The sequence below is a fragment of the Streptomyces sp. NPDC052721 genome, from assembly GCF_040678315.1.
Taxonomy (GTDB): Bacteria; Actinomycetota; Actinomycetes; order Streptomycetales; family Streptomycetaceae; genus Streptomyces.
Map to the genome: position 1 here is coordinate 20923 of NZ_JBFATL010000065.1, position 6469 is coordinate 27391.

At 73.9% G+C, this 6469-nt stretch carries 7 protein-coding genes; 4 read left to right on the forward strand and 3 right to left on the reverse strand.

The annotated features are described in order from the left end of the window. Nucleotides 1-17: 17 nt before the first annotated feature. The gene (locus AB0L21_RS37300) at nt 18-1373 is read right to left on the reverse strand and encodes a dipeptidase (RefSeq protein WP_365788510.1); all 1356 of its coding nucleotides are present in this window, start codon (nt 1371-1373) and stop codon (nt 18-20) included. A 128-nt stretch (nt 1374-1501) separates the two neighbouring features. On the opposite strand from AB0L21_RS37300, the gene AB0L21_RS37305 reads away from it, so the two are divergent. Next, nucleotides 1502-2743 carry a geranylgeranyl reductase family protein gene (locus tag AB0L21_RS37305; protein WP_365710545.1) on the forward strand — a complete coding sequence of 414 codons (1242 nt, stop codon included), beginning with the start codon at nt 1502-1504 and terminating at the stop codon, nt 2741-2743. Here the strand turns inward: AB0L21_RS37305 and AB0L21_RS37310 are convergent. Continuing rightward, complete coding sequence (locus AB0L21_RS37310) at nt 2733-3182, reverse strand: nitroreductase family deazaflavin-dependent oxidoreductase (RefSeq protein WP_365710547.1); 450 nt, start codon at nt 3180-3182, stop codon at nt 2733-2735. The two genes, AB0L21_RS37305 and AB0L21_RS37310, sit on opposite strands and share 11 nt — an antisense overlap. 145 nt (nt 3183-3327) lie before the next feature. Between AB0L21_RS37310 and AB0L21_RS37315 the strand changes: the two genes are divergently transcribed. From AB0L21_RS37315 to AB0L21_RS37325, 3 genes are all read left to right on the forward strand, one after another. Beyond that, nucleotides 3328-4020, forward strand: coding sequence for a TetR/AcrR family transcriptional regulator (locus AB0L21_RS37315; RefSeq protein WP_365788511.1), 693 nt, complete (start codon nt 3328-3330; stop codon nt 4018-4020). A gap of 271 nt (nt 4021-4291) precedes the next feature. Further along, nucleotides 4292-5512 (forward strand): sensor histidine kinase, encoded by a 1221-nt coding sequence (locus AB0L21_RS37320; protein WP_365710551.1) that lies wholly within the window; start codon nt 4292-4294, stop codon nt 5510-5512. After that, nucleotides 5509-6174 carry a response regulator transcription factor gene (locus AB0L21_RS37325; RefSeq protein ID WP_365788512.1) on the forward strand — a complete coding sequence of 222 codons (666 nt, stop codon included), beginning with the start codon at nt 5509-5511 and terminating at the stop codon, nt 6172-6174. Before AB0L21_RS37320 ends, AB0L21_RS37325 begins: the two co-directional genes overlap by 4 nt. On the opposite strand, the gene AB0L21_RS37330 is transcribed toward AB0L21_RS37325, so the two are convergent. Further along, entirely contained in the window at nt 6135-6419 is a 285-nt protein-coding gene (locus AB0L21_RS37330; RefSeq protein WP_365710555.1) for a DUF6332 family protein, read from the reverse strand. The two genes, AB0L21_RS37325 and AB0L21_RS37330, sit on opposite strands and share 40 nt — an antisense overlap. Between the last annotated feature and the right edge of the window lie 50 nt (nt 6420-6469).

The window sequence follows — 6469 nt, forward strand, 5'->3', positions numbered from 1 at the left end:
GCCGTGGGCAGAACGGTTCAGCTCGCCGCGTAGTTGCGCAGGAACAGCGCCTCGGCGACCGACAGCCGCTCCAGCTCCTCGGGGGACACGCTCTCGTTGACCGCGTGGATCTGCGCCTCCGGCTCGCTCAGCCCGATGAGCAGGATCTCCGCCTTCGGGTACAGACCGGCGAGCGTGTTGCACAGCGGGATGGAGCCGCCCTGGCCGGCGTACTGCATGGTCTCGCCCGGGTAGGCCACCGCCATCGCGTCGGCCATCGCCTGGTAGGCGGGGCTGGAGGTGTCGGCGCGGAACGGCTGGCCCTGGCCGATCTGCTCGGTGCTGACCCGGGCGCCCCACGGGGTGTGCGCCTCGATGTGCGCCTGGAGCAGCCGGGTGGCCTCCGCCGCGTCCACGCCCGGCGGCACCCGCAGACTGATCAGGGCGCGGGCGCTCGACTGCACCGACGGGGTGGCGCCCACGACGGGCGGGCAGTCGATTCCGAGGACGGTGACCGCCGGGCGGGCCCAGATGCGGTCGGCGACCGACCCGTGACCGATCAGCTCGACGCCGTCCAGCACCTTGGCGTCCGTGCGGAACTGGTCCTCGGCGTACTGCAGGCCGTCCCACTTCGCCGTGGCGTCCAGGCCGTCGACCGTGGTCGAGCCGTCCTCGGCGCGCAGCGAGTCCAGCACCCGGATCAGCGCGGCCAGCGCGTCCGGGGCGACGCCGCCGAACTGGCCCGAGTGCAGGTTGCCGGCCAGGGTGTCGATCCGCACCCGGAGCATGGTCATACCGCGCAGCGTGGTGGTGACCGTCGGCAGGCCGACCCGGAAGTTGCCCGCGTCGCCGATGACGATGGTGTCCGCCTCCAGCAGCTCGGGGTGCTGCTCGGCGTACCGCTCCAGGCCGCCCGTGCCCTGCTCCTCCGAGCCCTCCACGATCATCTTCACGTGCACCGGGACGCCGCCGTTCGCCCTGAGGGCGCGCAGCGCGAGCAGGTGCATGATGAAGCCGCCCTTGCAGTCGGCGGTCCCGCGGCCGTACCAGCGGCCGTCGCGCTCGGTCAGCTCGAACGGCGGGGTGACCCAGCCGGCCTCGTCCAGCGGGGGCTGCACGTCGTAGTGCGCGTACAGAAGAACCGTTTTCGCACCCTCCGGGCCCGGCAGATGGCCGTACACGGACCGCGTGCCGTCCGGGGTGTCCAGCAGCGCCACGTCCGCGAAGCCCTCGGCGCGCAGCGCGTCGGCGATCCAGCCCGCGGCGGCGTCGCTCTCGCTCTTCGGGAACTGCGTGAAGTCCGCCACCGACTTGAAGGCGACCAGTTCGGTCAGCTCCGCCTTCGCCCGGGGCAGCAGCGAGGCGACGGTCTCGGCGAGCGGATTCGACGGCATGGGCACGCTCCTCGTGGGTGCGACGTTGTACGGGATGAGACAGATCCTCCCACAGTGGCCTGCGCGGACGGCCGCCGTAGGATGCGACAGGACACTTGGCAGCGGCTTGATCGGAGCGGTAGACCATCGTGAGCGGCGAGAACTCTTCGGCGGACGACGTGCAGCGGGTCTGGGACGTCGTCGTGGTGGGCGCGGGCCCCGCGGGCGCCTCGGCCGCCTACGCGGCGGCGGTCGCGGGACGGCGCGTGCTGTTGCTGGAGAAGGCCGAGTTGCCCCGCTACAAGACGTGCGGCGGCGGCATCATCGGCCCCTCGCGCGACGCGCTGCCGCCCGGCTTCGAGCTGCCCTTCCGGGACCGGGTGCACGCGGTCACCTTCTCGAACAACGGCCGCTTCACCCGCACCCGCCGTTCCAAGCAGATGCTCTTCGGGCTGATCAACCGCCCCGAGTTCGACCAGCAACTGGTCGAGCACGCCCAGAAGGCGGGCGCCGAGCTGCGTACGGGCGTCACCGTGCAGCGGGTCGAGCAGCACGGCTCGGCGGTGCCGGACCGGCGCACGGTCGCCGTCGTCCTGCAGGGCGGGGAGACGGTGCTGGCCCGCGCGGTCGTCGGCGCCGACGGCAGCGCCAGCCGGATAGGGGCCCACGTGGGCGTGAAGCTCGACCAGGTCGACCTCGGCCTGGAGGCGGAGATCCCGGTGCCGGAGACGGTCGCCGAGGACTGGAAGGGCCGGGTCCTCATCGACTGGGGCCCGATGCCGGGCAGTTACGGCTGGGTGTTCCCGAAGGGCGACACCCTGACGGTCGGCGTGATCTCCGCGCGCGGTGAAGGCGCCGCCACCAAGCGGTACTTGGAGGACTTCATCGCCCGGCTGGGCCTCGCCGGCTTCGAGCCCGCCATCTCCTCCGGGCACCTGACCCGCTGCCGCGCCGACGACTCGCCGCTCTCCCGGGGCCGGGTGCTGGTCTGCGGGGACGCGGCCGGCCTGCTGGAGCCGTGGACCCGCGAGGGCATCTCCTTCGCGCTGCGTTCGGGCCGGCTGGCGGGGGAGTGGGCGGTCCGGATCGCCGAGGCGCACGACGCCGTCGACGCCCGCCGCCAGGCCCTGAACTACGCGTTCGCGATCAAGGCGGGGCTCGGCGTCGAGATGAGCGTCGGCAAGCGGATGCTGGCGGTGTTCGAGAAGCGCCCCGGCCTCTTCCACGCGGCCCTCACCGGGTTCCGCCCGGCCTGGCGGGCGTTCCGGGACATCACCCAGGGCTCGACCTCGCTGGGTGAGCTCGTCCGCTCCCACCCGATCGCCCAGCGCGCGCTGACCGCGCTCGACCGGGGCCCGGCCGCCCCGGCGGAGGAGCCCGTCACTTCGTGACGGTGATGCGGAAGACCGGGTGGTCGGGGGCGATCCGGCGCAGCTCCGCGTCCGGGGAGCCGGGGCCGACGCCGTTGAAGAAGATCCCGACCTCCGCCTTCCAGCGCTTGAGGTAGGCCCGCAGCAGCGGGACCTTGTCGTCGTCGGCGACCTCGGTCGCGGTGAAGACGTCCACGTTCTTGCCGAGCCGCAGTTCGCCGCCGCCGGCCGCGCGCATGTTCCGGGTCCATTGGACGTGGCCGCGCGGGGCGACCAGGTACTGCTGCCCGTCCACCGTCAGCAGGTTCACCGGCGTGGTGCGCCACTGTCCGCTCTTGCGCCCCCGCACCGCGAGGACCCGGGAGCCCCAGATGCTGATGCCGCGCCGGGTGAGCCAGGAGACCGCCCGGTTGAAGACGTTGACGGTGAACCAGCCCGGCTTGACGACGTGCGTCGACATGGTGACCCCCACGATTTGAGAGAGCGGTGCTCTCGCTCGTCTCCAGTGTGGGGTAGGCAGGTGCTCCAGAGCAAGAGCAGTGCTCTCTTTCTTGTGCGCCGCTCTCGTTTGTGTGCGCCGCTCTCTCGCGTGGCACACTGCCGGCATGACCACCGCACAGGGTGCCCGCGCGCGGGCCAGGCAGGAAGTCACCGCCGCCATCAAGGAGGCGGCACGCAGACAGCTGGCGGCGGAGGGCGCGGCCAGGCTCTCCCTGCGGGCCGTGGCCCGGGAGCTGGGCATGGTCTCGTCGGCCCTGTACCGCTACTTCCCCAGCCGGGACGACCTGCTCACCGCCCTGATCATCGACGCCTACGACTCCGTCGGCGAGGCGGCCGAGCGGGCCCGGGACGCCGCCGCCGACGCCCCGCCGCCCGACCGCTGGATCGCCGTGTGCGAGGCGGTGCGCGACTGGGCGCTCGCCCATCCGCACGAGTACGCGCTGATCTACGGCTCGCCCGTGCCCGGCTACTCCGCCCCCCAGACCACCGTCCCGGCCGCGGCCCGTGTCGGCATGGTCTTCATCGGCATCGTGCGGCAGGCCCACGAGGGTCCGGGCCTGTCCGCCCTCTCCCTCCCGGCCGACCTGCGCCCCGAGGGCGCGCGCATGGTCGCCGACTTCGCCCCCGACGTGCCGCCGGAGACCGCGGTGGCGCTGGTGGCGGCCTGGGCCCAGCTGTTCGGACTGATCGGGTTCGAACTGTTCGGCCAGTTCAACCGGGTGGTGGAGGACCGGGAGACGTTCTTCCGCTACGCGGCCGGCCGACTGGCGGAGGGCGTGGGGCTGAGGCGGGGGTGAGGGGGCGTTGCCCTCTTCGGGGTGGTTCGGCGGCGGATCTCCTGCTGGGCGGGCCGCGCCCGCCGCGCACTGTCCCGGCCCGGCGTCGCTCGGGAGCCCGGCTCCCCCGGGTGCTGCCGTCCGCCGGCGTGCCGGACGCGAAGTCCCCCCGGCGGGACCCCCGCGAGCCGCGTCACCCCGGCGTCCTGAGCCGTGTACTCCCCCGGGAGTACACCTGATCACCTCGCCCGGCTGACGTCGTCCCGGCGCGTCGGCGTCTAGCGTGGCCCGCATGGATGAGCAGCACGGCGGCGGTCCCTCGCACTGGTGGCGGTACGGGCCGCCCGGGTGGAACACCCCGGACGACGCCGAGGCGCACCGTGCCCGGCTGCCGTGGCGTTCCACCGTGCTGATCACCGCGTTCGTGCTCGTCGGCAGCAACTTCGCCGCGCACGGCCAGCCGGACCGCGTGCAGTTCGACGGCTACGCGCGCGTGCTGCTGCTCGTCGCCTCGGCCCTGTTGCTGTGGCGGCACCGCCACCCGGTGGCCGTGGCGTTCGGCACGGCCACCGCGGCCCTGGCCTATCTGGCCCTCGGCTACCCCTACGGACCGGTCTTCCTCACCGTGGCGGTCGGCTGTTTCGGCGCGGTCGTCGCCGGGCACCGGCGGGCGGCCTGGGCGGCCGTCGCGCTGCTGTGGGCGGGACACGTCCTGGCCGCGCTCTGGCTGTACCGATGGCTTCCGCCCGCCGGGGACCCTGGCGCGGGCATCGGCCAGGAGATCGTCGTCGCCACCTGGGTCCTGGCCGTCGTCGCCCTCGCCGAGCTGGCCCGGGTCCGGCGCGAACAGTGGGCACGGGAACGCGCGGACCGCGCGGAGGCGGCGCGGCGGCGCGCGGACGAGGAGCGGCTGCGCATCGCCCGCGAGCTGCACGACGTCCTCGCCCACAGCATCTCCGTCATCAACGTCCAGGCGAGCATGGGACTCGCGCTGCTGGACAGCGACCCCGAGCAGGCGCGGGCCGCGCTCACCACCATCAAGTCCGCCAGCAAGGAGGCGCTCGGCGAGGTGCGTCAGGTCCTCGGCACCCTGCGCGCCCCGGGCGCCGCGCCGCGCGCCCCCACGCCGGGCCTCGACCGGCTGCCGGAACTCGTGGAGCAGGCCGCGGCGGCCGGCCTGACCGTCGAGACCGAGGGCGCGCCGCCCCGGCTGCCGCCCGGCGCCGACCTGGCCGCCTTCCGTATCGTGCAGGAGGCCCTCACCAACGTCGTACGACACTCCGGGTCCCGGCACGCGCGCGTGCGCTTCGCGTACGCCGACGGCGTCCTGCGGCTGCGGATCGACGACGACGGACCGGCGGCCGGCGCGGACGCCGGGGGCAGCGGCAACGGGCTGGCCGGCATGCGGGAGCGGGCCGCCGCGCTGGGTGGCACCATCGAGGCGGGCCCGCGCCCCGACGGCGGCTTCCGGGTGCTCGCTGTCCTGCCGTCGCACCTCAGGGAGGACCAGTGATCCGGGTACTGCTCGCCGACGACCAGTCGCTGGTGCGCGCCGGTTTCCGGGCGCTGCTCGACGCGCAGCCGGACATCGGGGTGGCCGGCGAGGCGGCCGACGGCGAGGAGGCGCTGCGCCGGGTGCGCGAACTGCGGCCGGACGTCGTGCTCATGGACATCCGCATGCCGCTGCTGGACGGCCTGGCCGCGACCCGGCGCATCACCTCCGACGCGGAGCTGGCGGACGTGAAGGTGGTCATGCTCACCACCTTCGAACTGGACGAGTACGTGTTCGAGGCGATCCGCGCGGGCGCCTCCGGCTTCCTGGTGAAGGACACCGAGCCGGACGAACTCCTGCGCGCCGTACGGGCGGTGGTCGAGGGGGACGCGCTGCTGTCACCGGGTGTCACGCGCCGGCTGATCGCCGAGTTCGCGGCGCGGTCCAAGCAGCCCGCCGCTGCGGACGCGCTCTCCCGGCTGACCGAGCGGGAGCGGGAGGTGATGGCGCTGGTGGGCATCGGCCTGTCCAACGAGGAGATCGCCCGCCGGCTGGTGGTCAGCCCGCTCACGGCCAAGACGCATGTGAGCCGGACCATGGTGAAGCTGGGCGCCCGGGACCGCGCCCAACTGGTCGTCCTCGCCTACGAGTCGGGGTTGGTACGGCCCGGCTGGCTGGGCTGAGCCGTCCGCCGGAAGCGCGCCAGCACGCTGATCACCCGGGCCACGAACACGACCGGCGCGACCGTCATGCCGAGCCGCAGCAGGACCTTCGAGGGGAGGTCGGGCAGGTCGAAGAGGAGCGCGGGTCCGGCCACGGCCCCGAACAGTACCGCCGCCGCGAAGGCGGCGCTGACGAGCGCGTAGCCGGTCTCGACCGTCGCGGCGTCCCGCTCCGCCTTGGTGCGGCGGCCACCGTGTGCGTACATCCCGTCAGTTTCACAGGCGCGCGCCCGGCGGGGCAAGCGATCCCCGCCGG